This is a genomic window from Frigidibacter sp. RF13 (assembly GCF_026626305.1).
In the GTDB taxonomy this organism is placed as follows: domain Bacteria; phylum Pseudomonadota; class Alphaproteobacteria; order Rhodobacterales; family Rhodobacteraceae; genus TMP-24.
This window is the reverse complement of record NZ_JAPNUE010000001.1, coordinates 401,962-422,336: the sequence shown is the minus strand read 5'-3', so window position 1 is coordinate 422,336 and position 20,375 is coordinate 401,962. Positions and strand designations below refer to the sequence as shown.

The 20,375-nt window shown below is 64.2% G+C and carries 18 protein-coding genes; 5 read left to right on the top strand and 13 right to left on the bottom strand.

Annotation, left to right across the window (positions count from 1 at the left end):
- Positions 1-64: 64 nt before the first annotated feature.
- The 3 genes from OU426_RS02005 to cysS form a co-directional block, all read right to left on the bottom strand.
- Positions 65-841, bottom strand: a complete 777-nt coding sequence (locus tag OU426_RS02005; protein WP_267632173.1) for a squalene/phytoene synthase family protein — start codon at positions 839-841, stop codon at positions 65-67.
- On the bottom strand, positions 838-2,457 hold the full coding sequence (gene cimA / locus OU426_RS02000; RefSeq protein WP_267632172.1) for a citramalate synthase: 1,620 nt from the start codon (positions 2,455-2,457) through the stop codon (positions 838-840). Before cimA ends, OU426_RS02005 begins: the two co-directional genes overlap by 4 nt.
- 133 nt (positions 2,458-2,590) lie before the next feature.
- Entirely contained in the window at positions 2,591-4,060 is a 1,470-nt protein-coding gene (cysS, locus tag OU426_RS01995) for a cysteine--tRNA ligase (RefSeq protein ID WP_267632171.1), read from the bottom strand.
- Positions 4,061-4,284: 224 nt separating this feature from the next.
- Here cysS and OU426_RS01990 point away from each other — a divergent pair, with 224 nt between their 5' ends.
- Positions 4,285-4,629 (top strand): MmcQ/YjbR family DNA-binding protein, encoded by a 345-nt coding sequence (locus tag OU426_RS01990; RefSeq protein ID WP_267632170.1) that lies wholly within the window; start codon positions 4,285-4,287, stop codon positions 4,627-4,629.
- Positions 4,630-4,640: 11 nt separating this feature from the next.
- On the opposite strand, the gene OU426_RS01985 is transcribed toward OU426_RS01990, so the two are convergent.
- Entirely contained in the window at positions 4,641-5,276 is a 636-nt protein-coding gene (locus OU426_RS01985) for a DUF6778 family protein (RefSeq protein WP_267632169.1), read from the bottom strand.
- A 220-nt stretch (positions 5,277-5,496) separates the two neighbouring features.
- Here OU426_RS01985 and OU426_RS01980 point away from each other — a divergent pair, with 220 nt between their 5' ends.
- Entirely contained in the window at positions 5,497-6,348 is an 852-nt protein-coding gene (locus OU426_RS01980; RefSeq protein WP_267632168.1) for a TPM domain-containing protein, read from the top strand.
- A 55-nt stretch (positions 6,349-6,403) separates the two neighbouring features.
- On the opposite strand, the gene OU426_RS01975 is transcribed toward OU426_RS01980, so the two are convergent.
- Positions 6,404-7,006 (bottom strand): outer membrane protein, encoded by a 603-nt coding sequence (locus OU426_RS01975; protein WP_267632167.1) that lies wholly within the window; start codon positions 7,004-7,006, stop codon positions 6,404-6,406.
- Between the two features lie 261 nt (positions 7,007-7,267).
- Between OU426_RS01975 and OU426_RS01970 the strand changes: the two genes are divergently transcribed.
- From OU426_RS01970 to OU426_RS01960, 3 genes are all read left to right on the top strand, one after another.
- Complete coding sequence (locus tag OU426_RS01970; RefSeq protein WP_267632166.1) at positions 7,268-7,882, top strand: hypothetical protein; 615 nt, start codon at positions 7,268-7,270, stop codon at positions 7,880-7,882.
- Between the two features lie 84 nt (positions 7,883-7,966).
- Positions 7,967-8,911: an alpha/beta hydrolase gene (locus OU426_RS01965; RefSeq protein ID WP_267632165.1), complete on the top strand. Its 945-nt coding sequence runs from the start codon at positions 7,967-7,969 to the stop codon at positions 8,909-8,911.
- An 11-nt stretch (positions 8,912-8,922) separates the two neighbouring features.
- Positions 8,923-9,675, top strand: coding sequence for a class II aldolase and adducin N-terminal domain-containing protein (locus tag OU426_RS01960; protein ID WP_267632164.1), 753 nt, complete (start codon positions 8,923-8,925; stop codon positions 9,673-9,675).
- A 3-nt stretch (positions 9,676-9,678) separates the two neighbouring features.
- Here the strand turns inward: OU426_RS01960 and OU426_RS01955 are convergent, their stop codons facing one another.
- The 8 genes from OU426_RS01955 to OU426_RS01920 form a co-directional block, all read right to left on the bottom strand.
- The gene (locus OU426_RS01955) at positions 9,679-10,512 is read right to left on the bottom strand and encodes an alkaline phosphatase family protein (RefSeq protein WP_267632163.1); all 834 of its coding nucleotides are present in this window, start codon (positions 10,510-10,512) and stop codon (positions 9,679-9,681) included.
- 34 nt (positions 10,513-10,546) lie between these two features.
- Positions 10,547-12,187: an ABC transporter ATP-binding protein gene (locus OU426_RS01950; RefSeq protein ID WP_267632893.1), complete on the bottom strand. Its 1,641-nt coding sequence runs from the start codon at positions 12,185-12,187 to the stop codon at positions 10,547-10,549.
- Position 12,188: 1 nt separating this feature from the next.
- Positions 12,189-13,022 (bottom strand): ABC transporter permease, encoded by an 834-nt coding sequence (locus OU426_RS01945; protein ID WP_267632162.1) that lies wholly within the window; start codon positions 13,020-13,022, stop codon positions 12,189-12,191.
- Positions 13,019-13,975: an ABC transporter permease gene (locus OU426_RS01940; protein ID WP_267632161.1), complete on the bottom strand. Its 957-nt coding sequence runs from the start codon at positions 13,973-13,975 to the stop codon at positions 13,019-13,021. Before OU426_RS01940 ends, OU426_RS01945 begins: the two co-directional genes overlap by 4 nt.
- 64 nt (positions 13,976-14,039) lie before the next feature.
- A complete protein-coding gene (locus OU426_RS01935; RefSeq protein WP_267632160.1) occupies positions 14,040-15,626 on the bottom strand; it encodes an ABC transporter substrate-binding protein in 1,587 nt (528 codons plus the stop codon).
- A gap of 141 nt (positions 15,627-15,767) precedes the next feature.
- Complete coding sequence (locus OU426_RS01930) at positions 15,768-17,354, bottom strand: ABC transporter substrate-binding protein (protein ID WP_267632159.1); 1,587 nt, start codon at positions 17,352-17,354, stop codon at positions 15,768-15,770.
- A 95-nt stretch (positions 17,355-17,449) separates the two neighbouring features.
- A complete protein-coding gene (locus OU426_RS01925; protein ID WP_267632158.1) occupies positions 17,450-19,444 on the bottom strand; it encodes a CocE/NonD family hydrolase in 1,995 nt (664 codons plus the stop codon).
- Positions 19,441-20,334, bottom strand: a complete 894-nt coding sequence (locus OU426_RS01920; protein ID WP_267632157.1) for a LysR substrate-binding domain-containing protein — start codon at positions 20,332-20,334, stop codon at positions 19,441-19,443. Before OU426_RS01920 ends, OU426_RS01925 begins: the two co-directional genes overlap by 4 nt.
- Positions 20,335-20,375: the final 41 nt, after the last annotated feature.

Sequence of the window (20,375 nt, the reverse complement as noted above, 5' to 3'; positions counted from 1 at the left end):
CGGGCGCTGCCCCCGTCCCGGACAGGTCCGGGACTCCCCCGGGATATTTTGAACGGAAGAGGGGTCAGAAGCGCCCGAGAAGCGCCCGAGAGGCGAGGTGCCAGTGCCGGATGAAGGGCGAGGGGGCGAGCGCTTCTGCGGCAACAAGCGCGGGGGCTCGGGCCGCGCGGCGCAGGATGGCTGCGGCCGAAGCGCCGGGCCAGAGTGCGGGCCGCGCCTCAGGCGGTATCGTTTTCGCCGCCTTGCGCGCTTCGGCCATCCGGTGCAGGCCCTCGTCCGCCAAAGACGCAAGCGCTTCAGGACGGCCATCCGTGAAGGGAATGCGCCCGCGGCGTTCCAGTTCCGGCGCCGCCATCAGATAGGCGGCAAGCCCAGCACCCCAGGCGAAGGAGCGGACGGCAGGTTCGGCGGTGCGGTCCGCACCCAAAAGCCGCGCCGCAGCCCACATCAGGTTGCCGGAGGTCGCGTCGACATAAGCTTCAAACGCCCCATCATCGGTGAACGGTTCCTTCCAGCAATCCCAGCGCCGCTCCTCGGCGATGCCCGCAAGCAGCCCCGCCAGATCCGCCCTTCCCGACAGATGCGGCAGGAGCGCCGCGCTCACCGGATGGCCATTGCGCGCCTGCCCCTGCCCCAGCCCGTCGAGCGTGTCGATCCACCATTGCAGGCGCATCTCGGCGATCATCGGTTCCGCCGACGCCCAGGGCGCGCGCGCGATCTCGAGGTTGAGCGCATAAAGCGGCCAGAGCTTCGCCCGCGCAGCGACGGGCGCCGCCATCGCAGCGGCAAAGCGCACCGGATCGCCCGCCTGAACCAGCGCGGCGCAATCATCGAGGCTCACGCCGGCACCGCGCCGTCATGGACGAGCTTCCAGGTGATCGCGTCAAGAAGCGCCTCGAACGAGGCGTCGACGATGTTCGGGCTGACGCCCACCGTCGACCAGCGATGGCCCGCGCTGTCCTCGCTGTCGATGATGACGCGCGTCACCGCCTCGGTGCCGCCCTGCGTGATCCTGACCTTGAAATCCACAAGCTTCATGTCGGCGATATAGCGCTGGTAGGGGCCGAGGTCCTTGGCAAGCGCCTTCGAGAGGGCGTTGACGGGGCCGCGGTCCGATCCGGTCTCGTCCATGCTCTCGCTGACCGACAGCATCTTCTCGCCGCCGATCTTCACCACGACAACCGCCTCGGACAGCGTCACCATCTGATTGTGCTTGTTCTTCCGCCGCTCGACCGTCACGCGGTAGCGTTTGACCTCGAAGAAGTCCGGCAGAAGGCCAAGCTCGCGCCGCGCCAGCAGTTCGAACGACCCTTGGGCCCCGTCATAGGCATAGCCCTCGTCCTCGCGCCGCTTGACCTCGTCGAGGATGCGGGAGAGCGCACCATTGTCCGGCGCCTCGATCCCGGCGGCAGCAAGGCGGGCGCGCAGGTTCGACTGGCCCGCCTGGTTCGACATCGGGATGATGCGGTCGTTGCCGACCACGGCGGGATCGACATGTTCGTAGGTGGTGGGATCCTTGATGATGGCGCTGGCGTGAAGCCCCGCCTTGTGGGCGAAGGCCGAGGCGCCGATATAGGCGGCGGCCTTCAGGGGCACGCGGTTCAATATGTCATCAAGCATCCGGCTGATGCGCGTCAGCCCCTTCAGCGCATCGAGGGTCACGCCAGTCTCATAACGGCTGGCGTAGGGCTCCTTCAGCAGCAGCGTCGGGATCAGCGCCGTCAGGTTCGCGTTGCCGCAGCGCTCGCCCAATCCGTTCAAAGTGCCCTGGATCTGGCGCGCGCCCGCATCGACAGCCGCGAGGGAACAGGCGACGGCGTTCTCGGTGTCATTATGGGTGTGGATGCCCAAACGGTCGCCCGGGATCCCCGCCGCGATCACCTCGGCCGTCACCCGGCCGACCTCGGCCGGAAGCGTCCCGCCGTTCGTGTCGCACAGCACGATCCAGCGGGCGCCCGCGTCATGGGCGGCTTTCAGGCAGGCCAGCGCATAGGCCGGGTTGGCGCGGTGGCCGTCGAAGAAATGTTCCGCATCGAAAAGCGCCTCGCGGCCCTGGGCGACCAGATGGGCGACCGAGGCGCGGATATTGTCGAGGTTTTCCTCAAGCGTGATTCCGAGCGCGGTCGTGACATGAAAATCATGGGTCTTGCCGACGAGGCAGACCGCAGGTGTGCCCGCGTTCAGGACGGCCGCCAGCACATCGTCATTCGCCGCCGACCGTCCGGCGCGCTTGGTCATGCCGAAGGCGGTGAAAGTGGCGCGGGTCTTCGGTCGGGCCGCGAAGAAATCGCTGTCGGTCGGGTTCGCGCCGGGCCAGCCACCCTCGATATAGTCGAGGCCGAGCTGGTCGAGCGCCTGCGTGATCTGGAGTTTCTCGGCGACCGAGAACTGGACACCCTGGGTTTGTTGGCCGTCGCGCAGGGTGGTGTCGTAGAGGGAAAGGCGGTCCTTGGTCATGGCGCTTCCCCATCTTGCCGGTTCGCTTGCGAACCGGCTTGCGCCCGACCCGCCCCCCCGGGGCGGGCGCAAACGCGCCCTCCCCGCGGGCCCGGCGCAAGCCTCTGTTGCGCTCTGGCTCCCAAGAGCGGGCTCATTTCAGAACCTCCAGTTTGGCCGCGTCAAAATGTGGCGTAACCTTCAGTTCTACGGCATCCTTCGACATGCGCACCTCAACCCCTGCAGCGACGAGTGCGGACTTCAGCGCATCTAGGGTAGCAAAGTTGCCAGACTCTCTCGCCTCGCTTCTCTCCTGAACCAGACGCAATTCGAAGTATTCCAGGTCTCTGACAGGTGCTTTCGCCCTCGCATTCCTTGCCAAGCTTACCAGATCAAATCCGAGGAGCCTTGCTGTGGAGATGAACATGCAGTCCATACGATACTGCTCCCCATCCGAAAGGTTGAGGTATTCAACTCCTTCGAGAAACCGACCGAGCGCTCGCAACCTTGTCAGCGCCAACGATGTATTGAGATCATCGGCCAGCGCGGCCAAGACACCATCATCCGCGCCGCTTTCCTTTATTTCCTCATCCAGCAACCAGTGCCGAACCGAAAGCATCGTGACCCATTGATCGACTTCCTGTCGCGCCTGCCGCGCCTTCTCCTCAGTCCAATCCATCGGCTTGGAATAATGCGTCTGCAGGAACACGAACCGGATCACCTCGCCCGGCACGCCCTTGTCCAGCAAATCCCGCACGGTGAAGAAATTGCCCAAGCTCTTGGACATCTTCTTGCCCTCGACCTGCAGCATCTCGTTATGCATCCAGACCCTGGCAAAAACGGCCTCCGGGTGCATGCATTTCGACTGGGCGATCTCGTTCTCATGATGCGGGAACTGCAGGTCGATCCCGCCGCCGTGGATGTCGAAGCTTTCGCCTAAGAGGTCATGGCTCATGGCCGAGCATTCGATATGCCAGCCCGGCCGCCCCCTACCCCAGGGACTGTCCCAGCCGGGCAGATCGGCGTCGGATGGCTTCCACAGAACGAAATCCATCGGGTCTTCCTTGAAGGGCGCGACTTCGACCCTTGCGCCCGCGATCATGTCGTCGACCGAGCGGCCGGAGAGTTTGCCGTAATCCTCATAGGACCGGACGCGGAAGAGAACATGTCCCTCCTTCGCATAAGCATGGCCCGACGCGATCAAGCCCTCGATCATCGCCACCATCTGGGCGATAAAGTCGGTCGCCCGTGGCTCATGCGTCGGCGGCAGCGCGCCCAAGGCACCCATGTCGGCATGATACCAGTCGATCGTTTCGTTTGACCGCTCGCGGATCAGCTCCTCAAGCGTTCCGGGCGCGCCGGCTGCTTTGCGGGCCAGCGCCGTCTCGTTGATCCGGTCGTCAACGTCGGTGAAGTTGCGAACGTAGGTCACGTGATCCTCGCCATAGACATGGCGGAGAAGCCGATAGAGCACGTCGAAGACGATTACGGGGCGGGCGTTGCCGAGGTGGGCGCGGTCGTAGACGGTGGGCCCGCAGACATACATGCGGACATTCTCGGGGTCGATCGGCGCGAAGCTCTCCTTCTTGCGCGTCCTGGTATTGTAAAGCCTGATATCGGTCATGTCCGTCCCTTACGCCTGCGCGCATCTGCCCTGAGGCGGGACATACCTTGTTCACAGTGCTTGGGAAACAGAGGAACGGCCCGCCTGACGAAGTCAGAGGGTAATGCAGCAAATGCAGATGATGCCGTTCGTCGTCATGGGCTTTGCATAGCGCAGCAGCGGCAAAAGGCAAAGCTTTTCTTATGCGGCTTTTCTTGGGGGTCCTCCCGTGCGATCCTCGTCGCATGAGCCGCGAGCGGGTGAACCAGATGTGTGCGACCCTCCCGGGGGCCGAAGTTTCGGACCCGTGGGGCGGCGGGCACGATGCGTGGAAGGTGGGCGGCAAGATGTTCGCCTGCGTGGGCGCCATCCAGACCGGCGTCTCGGTCAAGACCGACTCCGTTGAAACGGCCGAGATGCTGATTGCCGCGGGCGTGGGCGAGCGTGCGCCCTATTTCCACCGGTCATGGATCTATCTGCCGGTCGACACATCGCATGAGGAACTGCGCCACAGGCTGTCGCAATCCTACAGGATCGTGCGGGCGGGCCTGACCCGGAAGGCTCAGGCCGCGCTCGCCCCGTTCGACTAGGGTGGCGCCGGTCAGGCGCCCGCGCGGCTGAAGCTGCCGCGATTGTCCGGGGCAAGGCTCAGCCAGGCCCGGATCGTGCGGGCAACATGTGCCTGGATCTGCGATTTCTGCGTCTCGCCGCGAATCCGCGCAGCGATCATCTCGTTGCCGGTCATCGCGGGTAGCGAGGCCTCCATCTCCGACGGACCGACCAGAACTTCGCCGGTGCGCGCGTTCACGACCTTCATGATGAAGTTGACGTTGTGGACGCCGATGTTCTTGTAAGGCAGCGATTCCGCCTCGAATGTCAGGGCGTGGAAGCGGGTCATGGTGACCTCGAACCGTACCGGAACCGAGCCGCGCAGGCCGCTCGCGCCCCGTGCAATCGCATCGCGCATGAGCTTCTCGACCTGCGCATAACGGTCGCCCTCGGGATCCTCGCGCCAGACGATATCCGCCTTCGGCTCATAGCTCCGCTCTTCGGAGACTTTCAGCGAATGCGGCGCAGTCACCACGACTTGGGTCACGCGCCAGCTGCGCGCCACGTCGGACGGGACCGGCTGATCATAGTAAGTTCGGAAGGCTTCGCCCCCGCCGCCGACGCAGCCGGCGGTCACACCGAGGGCGCAGAGCGCCGTTCCAAGAAGTGCCCTGCGTGAGAGTGACATGTCAGACCTCGTTACTGTTCTTCTTTGGTTGGGACGGAAATACCGCCCGATGATGTGTCAATATCATGAACAATGATCTATCGGTATCTCTCAGAAGAAAATGTCGGAATTGGCGCGAAACCGCGACGGTCATACGACAGGCCGGACCTGCGGCTGAGCGGCATTGCCGCTGGGCTGTTCTGCGGGTTAGACAGGCAGGAAAGGCCGGTGGGAGTAAAGAATGATGTCTTTCCTTCGCATATTGCTTGCGCTTCTGAGCCTCGGCGGTGCCGCCATGGCCGCGACCTATCCGTCCTCGACCGATCCCTATCTGACCGATGAGGCGCATCTCGTCCCCGACGGGGATGCTGCGGCGTTGCGCGACCGTCTTCGTGCGCTGAAAACCGAGACAGGCGTCGAGGTGACCGTCGTCACGCTCTCCTCACAGGCCGCCTACGATGCTGGTGTGACGGTTGAGCGTTTCGCGCAGGATCTGTTCAATCACTGGGGCGTGGGGCGGCCCGATCTGAACGATGGCATCATGCTGCTGGTGCTGAGCGAGGATCGCATCGTGCGGGTACAGCTTGGCGCGGGTTATGATCAGGGCTTTGATGTGACCGCGCAGGATATCGTCAGCCGCTGGATCGTGCCCGAGTTGCGTGCCGGGCGGCCGGGCACAGCGATCAGCGCGGGCGTCGATCAGCTGATCGAGCGCATCGCCCGCCGCCATCTGGCCGAACTGCCGCCCGAAACGCTGCCTGCGGCCGAGCGTTGGAGCCGCCATGACCTTTTCTCGCTGCTGATCGGACTTGCCGCCGCCGGTTTCATGATCTTCGCTGTATTTCGGCGTCGGATCGAAGGCTGGGCGCTTCCCTATCGCCGCTGCCCGTCCTGCGGACGCCGCGGCTTGCATCGCGACCATGTTGCTCCAGATGCCGGAACAGTACGCGGATTCGGCGCTACCCGGTGCGACAATTGCGACTGGCGCGAGGAGCGTCGTGACAGCCTCGGCCGCATGTCCGACCGCGACAGCAGCGACGACTCCTTCGGGGGCGGACGCTCGTCCGGCGGAGGGGCGACCGGCCGGTGGTGACGGCCCGGTCGCGGGCCGGACGCGGGCCGGTGCAAGCCCGCATCCGGCGGTCGGGTCAGAAGCGGAAGCCGAGATTGACGCTCGCGGTGGTGGCATCAAGGTCGGTGCCGGTGTTGCCGAAATCGTTGAAGCGGTTGGTCAGGATCTCGCCGCCAAGCGTCCATTGGTTCGTGAGCGCATAATCTAGACCCACACCGCCGAACCAGCCATTGTCGCTGACGCTCGCCCCGCCGATATCGGCCTTGGCGCGCGCAGCACCCGCCGTCCCGTAAAGGAAGGTCCGGCCAAGATCTGCGCCGGCGCGGAACTTCAGGCGCGCGATCGAATCGAGGTTGTCGCCCGCGTTGCCGAGATCGATATTCGTCTTGTCCCAATCGAGGCCGACACCGGCGATCCACTGGCCGAAATCCCAGTCATAGCCGCCCGCTATGCCGTAGGTGGCGCCGGTCCCGTCATTTGCCCCGTACGACGCATCGCCGTAGCCGAGCTTGGCGCCGACCCAGCCGCCGGTCCAGTCCGCGCTGGGCGCGATGATCGGAGCGGGCGCGACAACCGGCGCTTCGGACTGGGGCGCAGACAGGCCCCCGGCGCTTGCGGGAACGGCAAGCGTGGCCCCGAACGCGAGCGCCAGCCCGGCTTTGAAAAGTGCCTCTTTCATTCTCTTCTCCTTTTGTTGCCGCAGACCCGGCCGGGTCGGAGGGGAAGGGAGCGATGCTCCGTTGGGAAGAGCCGGGCCTGCGGTCGCCACCGACATGGAGCGGCACCGCCCCCAAGCCAAGGGGGCCCTACGCAAGCGTGATCGGGTCGGCGGTAACTGTCCTGCCATCGGCATCTTTCGGCTTGCGGCATCGGCAAAAGCCAGCCCATGCTGGCGCCCGCAAGCAAGGTTGAGCCGGAGCGGCGCCACCTGAGATCGAGGATGCCCCACCAGAACCGCGTGACACCCTTTTCTTCGATCATCGCCGATCCGGCGCGCGGCCTCTTCATGGGCAATCGCGGCTGCCTGCACGGTGCGGACGGCAACATTCGCCGGAACTGCAACGGTAAACGCTGGATCACCTGCCTGACCCGCTTCAAGGATCGCAGGCGTGCGCTCTTGCAGCCCGGCCGCTATACTGAACTGTTCTTCCTTGATGAAGCCGTGGCTTTCGCCGCCGGTCATCGCCCCTGCGCCGAATGCCGTCGCGCTGACTATGAACGTTTTCAGGCTGCCTGGCGCCGTGCGGGTCTGCCGGACGCGCCCGGTGCCGACGCGATGGACTTCATCCTTCATGCGGCGCGGCTTGATCCGGCGACCGGCAGGCAGCGCCGCTTTGACGCGCACGCGGAGGACCTGCCCGACGGCACTTTTGCGCTGATCGACGGCCAGCCCGCACTTCGCCTGCGAAAGGCTTTCCTGCCCTGGCGCCCCGGCGGCTATTCCCCTGCCCTGCCCTGCCGGATACCGCAGACGGTTCCGGTGTTGACGCCCGATCCCTTCGTCCGGATCATCGCTGCAGGCTACCGGCCAGCGATCCATCCTTCCGCAGGCTGAGGCCGGTTCCGGCGCGCCGGTGTCGCAAATGCGCGCGCCCGCCCCGCCCGGCGGTGGAACTCTGAAAGCGAAGAGGAAGCGCCCTTGCCCGACTATAAGAAATTGATCGACGCCGAGACCTGGGCCTTCATCCGGGAAAGCGAAAGTTGGTACCCGCCGGAAACCGCGACCTATCCGATCGAACGTCAGCGAGAGATTTATGATGCGATGTGCCGCGCCTTCCATCGCGGTTATCCACCCGGCCTTACAGTCGAGGATCGCGCCTTTGGCGGCATTCCCTGCCGCCTTTATGTGCCTGAGGGGACACCGCCGACCGCGACAGTCGTCTATCTGCATGGCGGCGGCTTCGTGGTCGGCGGGCTTGAAAGCCACGACGATGTCTGCGCCGAGATCGCGGTTGGCACCGGCTATCGGGTTGTCGCGGCCGACTATCGCCTCGCGCCAGAATATCGTCACCCGGCCCATTTCGACGATGCGTTGGCGGCCTTCAGTGCAGTGGCGGCGGCCTTTCCCGGTCCGCTCGTCCTTGCGGGCGACAGTGCAGGTGGCAACCTTGCTGCCGCGGTCGCCCATGCGACGCGTGGCCTTGGCTTGCCTCTGCGAGGTCAGGTGCTGATCTATCCCGTCCTCGGAGGCGACAAGGACAAGGGCAGCTACATCGACCATGCAAAGGCGCCGATGCTGACCCGCGATGACGTACTGTTCTACGGCACTGTTCGCTATGAGGATGGCATCGAGCCCGAAAGCGACCCGACCGCGCAGCCGCTCATCGACCACGATTTCACCGGCCTGCCGCCGACGCTCATCCATGTGGCCGAATGCGATCCTCTCGCCGACGACGGCGCCGCCTATGCCGAAAAGGTCCGCCGCGCGGGCGGGCAGGCCCATTCGGTGACCGAGCCCGGCCTCGTCCACGGCTATCTGCGGGCTCGCCGCACCGTCGGCCGCGCCGGGCGGAGTTTTGCAAACATCGTCGATGGTATCCGCGCGCTCGGGCGCGGAGAAATTCCCTGGCGCGGCGCTTTGTGAAAGGAACGAGAATGACCCAGCATGAACGCCCGAACCTCACCCATGTGGCAGAGCGTACCGACCTTGCCGCCTGTTTCCGCTGGACCGCGCGGCTCAACATGCACGAGGCCGTCGCCAATCATTTCTCCTGCGCGGTGAATGCCGACGGCTCGCGCTTTCTGATGAACCCCAACGGGCGGCATTTCGCCCGCATCCGCGCCTCGGACCTTCTGGAGATCGACGCGAACGATCCCGCCACGATGGATCGCCCGGACGCGCCGGACCCGACCGCCTGGGGCCTGCATGGCTCGGTCCACCGCGCCTGCCCGCATGCGCGGGTGGTGATGCATGTCCATTCCGTCCATGCGACGGTGCTCGCGAGCCTTGCCGATTCCCGCCTGCCCGCGATCGACCAGAACACCGCGATGTTCTTCGGCCGCCATGTGGTGGACGATCATTTCGGCGGCATGGCGTTCGAGGAGGAAGGCGCGCGTTGCGCGCAGATGCTGTCGGACCCGAAGATCACCACGATGATCATGGGCAATCATGGCGTTCTGGTCATCGGCCCGACCATCGCTGAAGCCTTTCATCGGCTCTACTATTTCGAGCGCGCGGCCGAGACCTATATCCGCGCCCTGCAGACCGGGCGGCCCTTGCGGGTGCTCTCTGACGATATCGCCGAAAAGACGGCGCGTGAATGGGAGACCTACCCCGGCTTCGCCCAGGCGCACCTGAGCGAGATGAAGGCGATCCTCGATGATGAAGGCTCGGACTACCGGTCCTGAACTTCAGAAGAGGAAGCTTTCGCCCTTCATCGTCTCGGGTTGAGGCACGCCGAGGCGCGAAAGGATCGTGGGCGCCAACTGCAGCTGATCAAGCAGCACATCGGGTGCCGGACCCTCGGCCGGGCCGAAATAGTAAAGCGCGAAATCGCGCTGCGCCTCGCCGGTGCCGCCATGATGGCCGCGCCCGTCCTGGCCATGATCGGCGGTCACAATCACCTCGTACCCACCGCGCCGCCAGCGGTCGATGAAGGGGGCAAGCGTCGCATCCATCGAGAAACAGGCATTATCCATCGCCTCGCAGTCGTGATAGAACCGGTGCCCCATGCTGTCGAGCGTGCAGGTGTGAAGGATGCCGTAGTCGATGCCCTTGACCTCGCAGAGCCGGGTCAGCGTGCCAAATAGGTCGTAATCGGCGGGCGTCATCTGGTTGTCGTGGCCATAGCCTTTCATCGTATGAAAGCGGCCATGAGTGATCGGCCCGCCCGGCTCGTCATATTCGATGTCGCGCACAACATCGAAGGGCGCCCGGTTGAAGAATTCCGACCAGTAGCTGTGGGTCACGGCACCGGTCTTCATCCCGGCCTTCGTCGCTTCCGAGAAGATATCCGGAAATTCCAGCCGCCGGATATCGGCATTGTCCCATATCCGGTGAACCTGCGGCGTCAGGCCGGTATGGATCGAGGCGTAACAGCAGGCCGAGGTCGAGGGGAGGACCGAGCGCATGCGCCAGACCTGCGCCTCGCCCGCCTCCACCCAGCCTTCGAGATTGCCGAACAGGCGGCGCCAGTTTGCATAGGGCACGCCGTCGAGGATGATCAGCAGAAGCTTGTTGGCCATGTTCTTGTCCGGAAAGTGTGAAGGCGCCAGCCGCTCAGTTGCCGGCGCTCTCCATCTTGCGATGCGCGATCACCTCTTCAAGCCAGCCGAGCCTGAGTTCAGGCACAGACGAAAGAAGAAGGTCGGTATAATCGTCAAAGGGTGGCGCCAGCACGTCGGACTTCGGTCCGTAACGTACCACCTGCCCCTTGTACATCACAGCGATACTGTCAGCGATGGCGCGAACGGTCGCGAGGTCGTGGGTAATGAAGAGATAGGCAACCTTCTCCTGTTTCTGAAGATCGAGAAGCAGCTTGAGGATCCCTTCCGCCACCAGCGGATCAAGTGCCGATGTCACCTCGTCGCAGATGATGAGCTTGGGCTTGGCGGCAAGCGAGCGGGCGATGCAGACACGCTGTTTCTGACCGCCCGAAAGCTCGGCCGGGTAGCGGTCGGCAAAGCCCTTGCCCATCTCGATCTGGTCGAGCAGCTCCTGCACCTTGCGATCGCGCTCCGCGCCTTTGAGGCCAAAGTAGAACTCCAGCGGCCGCCCGATGATCGTCGCCACCGTCTGGCGCGGGTTCATCGCAACGTCTGCCATCTGGTAGATCATCTGCAGCTCGCGCAGGTCTTCCTTCGTCCGGCCCGCAAGGTCGTTCGAAAGCGTGCGGCCGTTGAAGATCATCTGGCCGCGCATCGGCGGCAGAAGGCCGGTGATGGCGCGGGCAAGCGTCGACTTGCCCGATCCGCTCTCGCCCACCACCGCTAGCGTATGGCCAGGCTCGATCTCGACCGAGACATTCTTCAGGACGTCGATCGGCACCGAGCGATAGCGCGCCGTTACATTCTCGACCTTCAGGACCGGATCGCCGGACGAGGGCTTTTCGGCATGTTCATGCGAGCGCACCGACACCAAGGCGCGCGTATAGTCCTCGCGCGGCTTGTTGATGATCTGGTCGGTCGTGCCCCATTCCACCATCTTGCCGTGGCGCAGCACCATGATCTCATCCGAGACCTGCGCCACCACGGCGAGGTCGTGCGTGATATAAAGCGCGGCAACCCCGGTATCGCGGATCGCTTCCTTGATCGCCATCAGGACGTCAATCTGCGTCGTCACGTCAAGCGCGGTCGTCGGTTCGTCGAACACCACCAGATCGGGCTTGGGACACAGCGCCATCGCCGTCATCGCCCGCTGCAGCTGGCCGCCCGACACCTGATGGGGATAGCGCTCGCCGAAGGTTTCGGGGTTCGGCAGGCCGAGCTTGCGGAAAAGACCTACCGCCCGCGCCTCGGCGTCGGACTTCGACATCAAGCCATGGATAAGCGAGGCCTCGATCACCTGTTCCATCAGCCGCTTGGCCGGATTGAAGGAGGCGGCTGCGGATTGCGACACATAGGTCACTTCCTTGCCGCGCAGTTCGCGCAAGCCCTGCGCACCACCCTTCATGATGTCGCGGCCATTCACGAAAATCTCGCCGCCCGAGATCCGCACCCCGCCGCGGCCGTAGGCCATGGATGACAGGCCGATGGTCGATTTGCCCGCGCCGCTTTCGCCGATCAGGCCAAGCACCTTGCCCTTCTCGACGGTCAGCGACACGCCATGAACCAGGGTCATCGTTTTCGGCTTTTCGCCGGGCGGATAGACGGTCGCCTCGATCTTCAGATCGCGGATATCGAGAAGCGGTTTGTCTGACATGTCACGCACCGCGGCCTCCTTTCAGCGAGGTGGTCCGGTTCAGGACCCAGTCGGCCACGAGATTGACCGAGATCGCGAGGACGGCGATGGCGATCGCCGGCACCAGCGCCGCCGATATGCCGTAGACGAGCCCGTCCTTGTTTTCCTTCACCATGCCGCCCCAGTCGGCGAGCGGCGGCTGGACGCCGAGGCCGAGGAAGGAAAGGGTCGAGATAAAGAGAACCGCGAAGATGAATCTGAGGCCGAGTTCGGCCACGAGCGGCGACAGTGCATTGGGCAGGATCTCGCGGAAGATGATCCATTTCGTCCCCTCGCCCCGAAGGCGCGCTGCCTCGACATAATCCATCACCACGATATCCACGGCGACCGCGCGGGCCAGACGGTAGACGCGGGTGGAATCCAGAAGCCCCATCACCAGGATCAGCACCGGAAGCGTCACGTTCAGGACCGACAAGATCACCAGCGCAAGGATCAGCGACGGCAGCGACATGAAGAGATCGACGAGGCGTGACAGCACCTGATCGACCCAACCACCGACCACCGCAGCGGTGAAGCCGAGGATCGAGCCGGTGAGGAAGGCCACGGCCGACGAGGCGGTGGCCAGAAGGATGGTGATCTGGCAGCCATAGATCATCCGGCTCAGGAGATCGCGGCCGATATTGTCGGTGCCCAGAAGATATTCCGATGGCTCCGACGACCAGAAGGGATTTTCCCAGACATCGCCCACGGCCTCGTTCAGCCCGTAGGGTGCCAGCCATTGCGCGAAGATCGCGGTGAAGAAGAACGCCCCGGTCATCACCAGACCGATGAGCGCGGACAGAGGAATGCGGCTCATTTCGGGTGCCTCAGACGCGGGTTTGCTAGGATCGAGATCACATCGGCGAAGATGTTCAGGCCGATATAGACGGCGGCGAATATGAGGCCACAGGCCTGCACCACCGGCACATCACGCTTGGTCACATGATCGACCAGATACTGGCCCATGCCGGGATAGACGAAGACCACTTCGACGACGACAACGCCGACCACCAGATAGGCGAGGTTCAGCATCACGACGTTCACGACCGGGGCGATGGCGTTCGGGAACGCGTGGCGGGCGATGATGGTCAGGGGCCTCAGCCCCTTCAGCTCCGCCGTCTCGATATAGGCGGACTGCATCACGTTCAGGATCGCGGCCCGCGTCATCCGCATCATATGGGCCAGGACCACCAGGACCAGAACCATGACCGGCAACGCGATGGCGTTCAGCTTCTGGCCGAAGGACATGCTGTCATAGATGGTGGAGATCGGCGAGAAGATGCGGAATTTCACCGTCAGCAGGTACATCAGGATGTAACCCGCCACGAACTCCGGCAGCGAGATCGTCGCCAGCGTCACGCCGGAGATCAGCTTGTCCGGCCAACGGTTACGGTAGCGCACCGCGAGAAGGCCAAGCCCGATGGCGAGCGGCACGGAAACCGCCGCCGCCCAGAAGGCGAGGAAGAGAGTGTTGCCGAGCCGCGCACCGATCTCGGTCGCAATTTCCTTCTTGTTGGACAAGGCCGTACCGAGGTCGCCCTGCAGGATGCCGCCGAGCCACTGGAAATAGCGGGTGATGGCCGGTTGGTTCAGCCCCATCTCCTCGCGCAGGTTCCTTAGTGCCGTCTCGGTCGCCGACTGGCCGAGAATGGCCTGCGCCACGTCGCCCGGCAGCATCTCGGTGCCTGCAAAAATGAGCACAGAGACGGCAAGGAGGAGAAGGAGGCCCAACGCAAGGCGCTGGGCGATGAGTTTCACGACTGGATGCATCGTCCCCCCGGATATTGATCCGGCTGGCGCATCGGCCAGCCGGATAGTCTTGTTGGACCGGCCGTCAGGCCAGCCAGCACTTGGTCATGGCGCGACCGTTCATCAGTTCGCCGTTGGGGTCGGTTTCCCAGCCGCCGATCGCGTCGGAAACAGCCTCGACGAAATCGTTGAACATCGGCAGGATCAGACCGCCCTCGTCGCGCAGGATGTGGGCCATGTCGGAATACATCTGCTTGCGCTTGGCCTGGTCGAGTTCGGCGCGCGCCGCGATCAGCAGCCCGTCGAACTTCTCGTTGTGGAACTTGGTGTCGTTCCATTCCGCCGTCGACAGGTACGCCGTCGAATACATCTGGTCCTGCACCGGGCGCCCGCCCCAGTAACTGGCGCAGAAGGGCTGGACGTTCCAGACGTTCGACCAGTACCCGTCATCGGGTTCGCGCACGATCTCCAGCGGGATGCCGGCAGCAGCGGCCGATTGCTGATAGAGCTGCGCGGCTTCGACCGCACCCGGGAAAGCACCGGTCGCGGTGCGCAGGACGATCGGGCTGCCGTCATGGCCCGACGCCTTGTAGTGGAAGGCCGCCTTGTCGGGATCGTACTCGCGCTGCTCGATCGTTTCGTCGAACATAGGATAGGCCGCGTTGATCGGGAAATCATTGCCGATGGAGCCAAGCCCGCCCAGCACCTTGTCGACCATTTCCTGACGGTTGATCGCATATTTCAGCGCCATCCTGAGGTCGTTGTTGTCGAAAGGTGCTGCCGTGCAATGCATGATGAAGACATAATGCCCGCGACCCGGCGAATTGACGACCTGTAGCCCCGGCGCGGCCTTCAAGAGCTTGTAGACCTTCGGGTCGACCCGGTTGATCATATGGACCTGACCGGCCTGAAGTGCTGCCACCCGCGCGGTCGTGTCGTTGATCACGAGGATTTCCACCTGATCAGCGTGACCGGAAGCGTCATCCCAATAGTTGGCGAACTTCTCGAAACCATGGCGGACGCCCGGTTCGTTCACCGCCACCTTGTAGGCGCCCGCGCCGATCCCGGCGGCCGGATCGTCCACACCGCCGTTCGGCTGGATCACCAGGTGATAATCGGCCAGCAGATAGGGAAGGTCGGCGTTGGCGGCGGCAAGCGACAGCGTCACCATGTCGCCTTCGGCCTTCATCTCGGAAATGCCCTGCACGATACCAAGCGCGCCGGATTGGGATTTCTCGTCGGTATGGCGCTGCAGCGTCGCGATCACGTCGTCGGCGGTCAGCGTCTTGCCGTTATGGAATTCGACGCCCTGCCGGATCTTGAACTGCCAGACCTTCGCGTCGGGCGAAGAGGAATATTCCTCGGCGATGCGCGGCACCAGCTCGTTCGTCGGGCTTACGTCCAGAAGCATCTCGCCGAAGGTCATGTTGACCGCGAACGGCACTTCGGAGGCGGCGAGCGCGGGGTCGAGCGTATTGGTGGATTCACCGCCCTGCATGCCGGCGATGATCGTACCGCCCTTCTTCGGTCCCTCGGCCCGGGCGGCGGTCGCGAGGAGCGATCCGGCCATCGCCGTCGTCATCCCGAGCGCCCCGGCGCGACCGAGAAAATCGCGGCGCGAATGCTTGCCCTGCGCGGTGCGCGCAAGAAGATAACGCAGTTCGTCATTCATATTGCTTCCTCCCCAGAGCAATTATCTTCCGTCAGGATCACGCTATGCGCATGATGATTATTCGCAAGCCTTTTCTGTCCCCGATCTTCTGCCGGGTTGCCTCCCGCCCGGGGCGATCCCGGGCGGGAGAGCGGATCGCTGTCAGGCGAACCAGGTTTTCTGCGCGGCCCAGCCACCCATCATTTCGGTGGTCGGATCCTCGATCCAGCCCGCGACCGTTTCCGAATGACCGTCGATATAGTCATTGAACATCGGCACGATCACGCCGCCAGTGTCGCGCAGGATATGGGCGATCTTGCTGTAGAGTTCCTGACGCTTGGTCGTATCGGTCTCGGCGCGTGCTTCGATGAGAAGGGCGTCGAATTCCGGATCCTTGAACCGCGTGTCGTTCCATTCCGCCGTCGAGAGATAGGCGGTGGAATACATCTGGTCCTGCACCGGGCGCCCGCCCCAGTAGCTCGCGCAGAAGGGCTTCACGTTCCAGACATCCGACCAGTAGCCATCGTCCGGCACCTTCTTGACGACAAGCGGGATGCCCGCCTGTTCGCAGCTTGCCTGCCAGAGCGTCGCGGCATCGACCGCGCCCGGGAAGGCACCGTCGGCGACCAGAAGCTCGATCGGGCTGCCGTCATGACCCGAGGCCTTGTAGTGTTCGGCCGCCTTCGCCAGATCGTAGGGCCGCTGTTCCAGCGTCGCGTCGAACAAAGGATAGGAGGCGTTGATCGGAATGTCGTTGCCGACCCCGCCGTAGCCGCTGAGGATCTTGTCGACCATTTCCTGACGGTTGATCGAATATTTCAGCGCGAGTCGCAGGTCGTTGTTGTCGAAGGGCGCGGTATCGCAATGCATGATGAAGACGTAATGGCCGGGGCCCGAGATGTTGGTGACGACCACGCCCGGCGTCTTCGACAGTAGCTGCGCGACCTTCGGATCGACCCGGTTGATCATATGGACCTGGCCGGCCTGCAGCGCGGAGTTGCGCGCGGTCGAATCGTTGATGACGAGAATCTCGACACCGTCGTAATGGCCGCGCGTCGTGTCCCAGTCGTCGGCGTTCTTCTCGAGCACATAGCGCACGCCTGCCTCAGCCGAGACGACCTTGTAGGCGCCGGTGCCGATCCCGGCGGCCGGATTGTCCACGCCGCCCTTGGGCTGGATGACCAGGTGGTAGTCGGCCAAGAGGTAGGGAAGGTCGGCATTGCCGGTTTCGAGCTTCATCACCACATTCTGGCCGTCGGCCGAAATGTCGCTGATGCCCTTCATGATGCCGAGCGCGCCGGATTTGGAATTCTCGTCCGAATGGCGCTTGAAGGTCGCGACAACGTCATCGACGGTCATATCGCTGCCATCGTGGAACTTCACGCCCTGGCGGATGGTGAAGGTCCATTCCGTGCCTTCGGGGTTGGACGAGAAGCTTTCGGCGAGCCGGGGCTCGATTTGGCCGTCCGGCGTGACGCGCACGATCGTGTCACCCCAGTTGCGGTTCAGTGCGAAGGGTACCTGGCTGTCGGCAAGGCCCGGATCGAGCGTATCGGTGGCTTCGCCGCCACCGAGACCTATCTTCAGGACACCACCCTTCTTGGGCTCTTCGGCCGACGCGCGGCCGGTGGTCAGCGCGGTACCCACAACGGCCGTCGCGCCGAAGGCGGCGCTGCGCGTCAGAAAGCTGCGGCGGCTGAGGCCGGCGCCATCGATAAAATCCAGCAGTTTGGCCAGATCGTCTTTCATCCTCATCTCCCCGGTTTGGTTTTGTTGATTTGCGAGTCAATCATGAACACTGACACTTTGGTTTGACAACAAAAAATGCCGTCGTGAGCAAATTTTCATAGGTGCACACGCGGCACACTATCTTCGTAGTCCCGCTGGAAGATGACCGTCTCACCTTCCCAGGCCGTCAGCCGCGCTTTCGTGACGAGCGCATCGGCGGTTGCGGTCATCTCACCTGTGGCCTCGGTCCGCACGTTCCAGTCGCCCCGGCTGAGACGTTGTTCCCAGCGGATCGTCGCCCGCGCCGACAGGGGGTCGGCCGCGTCGATCTCCCAGCGTTCCGACATGGTCTCGCCGCTGATCAGACCGTGGTCGAGGTTCTCGCGGTCACCACCGTCCTCTTCGACCACCAGCACCTGCCGACCGGACAAAAGATCGCGCTCGATCCGGCGTGCGGCATGGCCCTCGCGCAGGATGCGATGGTTCCAGGGGCGGGCGCTTTCCGGTTCCGGCGGCTGCCATTCATCGCTAGTCGACCCCGCATGCACCGGCAGATCGAGCGTTCCTTCGGTCAGGGTCAACGTCGCTGCATCGGCCGCAGGCCAGACGAAGGGCCAGTAGCTGGTCGAGAGCGCGAGCCTGAGCCGGTGCCCGGGTGCCAGCCGATAGGCCATCTGATCAAGCGTCAGCACCACCTCTTCCGCCTGCCCCGGCAGCATGTCCGTGGGCCGCGCGCGATCCTTCCGGTGGCAGAGGTTCAGCATCCCGTGCGCGATCCTGACCGAGGAGCCGTCGGGCGCCACGTCGCAGAGCCGCGCGATCAGATTGGCACGGGGCCGATCTGACGACAGGGTCAGCGACATCCGCGCCGCGCCAAGCAGATCGAGCGGCTCGTCGAGCGGCGCGCCGTCAAAACATACCGACAGGCCATCATCCTCGCGCTGATCGCCTGGCATTTCGGCGTTCAGCCCCATCGGAAAGAATTCACCCGCCTGCAACCCGACATGTTGCGGCGTGTTGATCACGTGATGAAGCGGCCCGGATGTGCCCAGCCCCTGCGGGCCAAGATGCAACCGATGCGACTGGACGCGCGCTGACGGCCAGTCGCGCTCAACCACCCAATGGCCCGGCCGGTAAGGCGCCGAGGCATCGGGCGGCGCGGAATGCTGCATCCAGGCACGATAGGCGCCATCCTCTTCGGCGCCATTCTCGATGCCCTTCAGCCAGCGGTCCCACCATCTGACAGCCACCTGTAGGAAACCGATCGCCGGTCCCGGCACCGCCTGATGGGGATACTGGTGCACCCACGGCCCGACGAGACCCTGCACCGGCGCGGGCACATTCTCGCAAAGCGCCGCGACCGTATTCATGTAATTGTCGGCCCAGCCGCCGATCGAAAGCACCGGCACGGTCATGCGGGCATAATCCTCGCAGACCGATCCATGTTTCCAATAGTCGTCCCGTGCCTGATGGCTCGCCCAGCGGGGCGCGAGGAACGGCTCCGCCTCCAGCCGCTTCAGCCATTCCTCCCGCCAGTCCGCGCGCAAGGCCGGGTCCGGCGGGCGCGAGGAATAGGACAGCATCACCATCCCCCAGCCGAAATTCTCGCCCAGAAGGCAGCCGCCCTTGAAATGGATATCGTCGGCGAACCGGTCGGTGGTCGAGCAGACCGAGATGACCGCCTTCAGCGCCGGCGGCTGCAGGAAAGCGGTCTGCAGGCAATTGAACCCACCCCAGCTTTTCCCCATCATCCCCACCGCGCCGGTACACCAGGGCTGACGCGACAGCCAGTCGATGATCCGGCAGGCATCTGCCAGTTCCTGCTCGCTGTATTCGTCCTCCATCAACCCGTCGCTGTCGCCATTGCCGCGGATATCGACGCGGACCGCGGCATAGCCATGACCAGCGAAATACGGGTGCATCAGCTCGTCGCGCGCCAGCGTCCCGTCACGCTTGCGATAGGGGATGTATTCCAGGATCGCGGGCACCGGATTGTCGGCGGCATCCTCCGGCATCCAGACCCGAGCAGAGAGCCGGGTGCCGTCCTGCAGGACGATCCCCATGTCCGCCGTTTCTGCTACCTTGCGGGGGAAATCCGTCCGCACCTTCATGCCGTCTCCAACTCTGTCCGTTGCGCCGCTTCGGGCAACATGCCGCGAAGCCAGTCCGAGAATGCCGTCGCCGCCCGGCCGCCGCCCGGCCCCACTTCCAGCCAGTATCCGCTATCTGTCCGGTGCACGACCGGCCCCGCTGCCACCAGCGATCCGTCTTCAAGGTAAGGTTCGACGAGGGGCAGCCAGCCAAGCGCAACCCCCTGCCCCGCCCGCGCCGCCTGCACGACAAGGTCATATGTGTTCAGCCTGAGGTCGCCCCGTCCCGGTCTGGCTGTCTGTCCGCTATCGGCGAGCCAGCCGTCCCAATCAAGCCATGGCGCATCGGTCCTCGCCTGCAAATGCAGAAGCGTCGCCCCGTCAAGTCCCCGAAGCGCTGCCGGATGGGCGGGGGCGCAAACCGGCATGGCTCGCTCCTCGATCAACAGCCGCGCGCCTGCCGTCACCGCACCCTTGCGCGCAAACCGCACCGCGACCTCGCCCACGCGCGGTGCCTGCGGCGCCTGCGAGGCGATGACCTGCAATTCCATCCCCGGATGGGCCTCGCGGAACGCACCCAGATTGGGCAGAAGCCAGAGGGAGGCGAAACCGAAATCGGTCGTGACCCGCAGTATTTCGTCCCGCCCCATGACCGCAATCTCATCGACTGCCGCTTCGATCCGGGCTAGCGCCGGTTCCGCCGCCCGCCACAGGATCTCGCCCGCCGCCGTCAGCCGGCATCCGCCGGGCGAACGATGGAAGAGCGCGCGTCCAAGCCCCGCCTCGATCCGCCGCAACTGGGTGCTGACCGCGGGCTGGCTCATGCCAAGCGCATCCCCCGCGCCGGTGAGCGTTCCCGCCCGCACGATCGCGGCCACAAGATCCAGCGCTCCGAGGTCGAGCTTTTCCATAATCCCTGTTTATGATGCCCATCGTGATTCAAGGGCTTTTC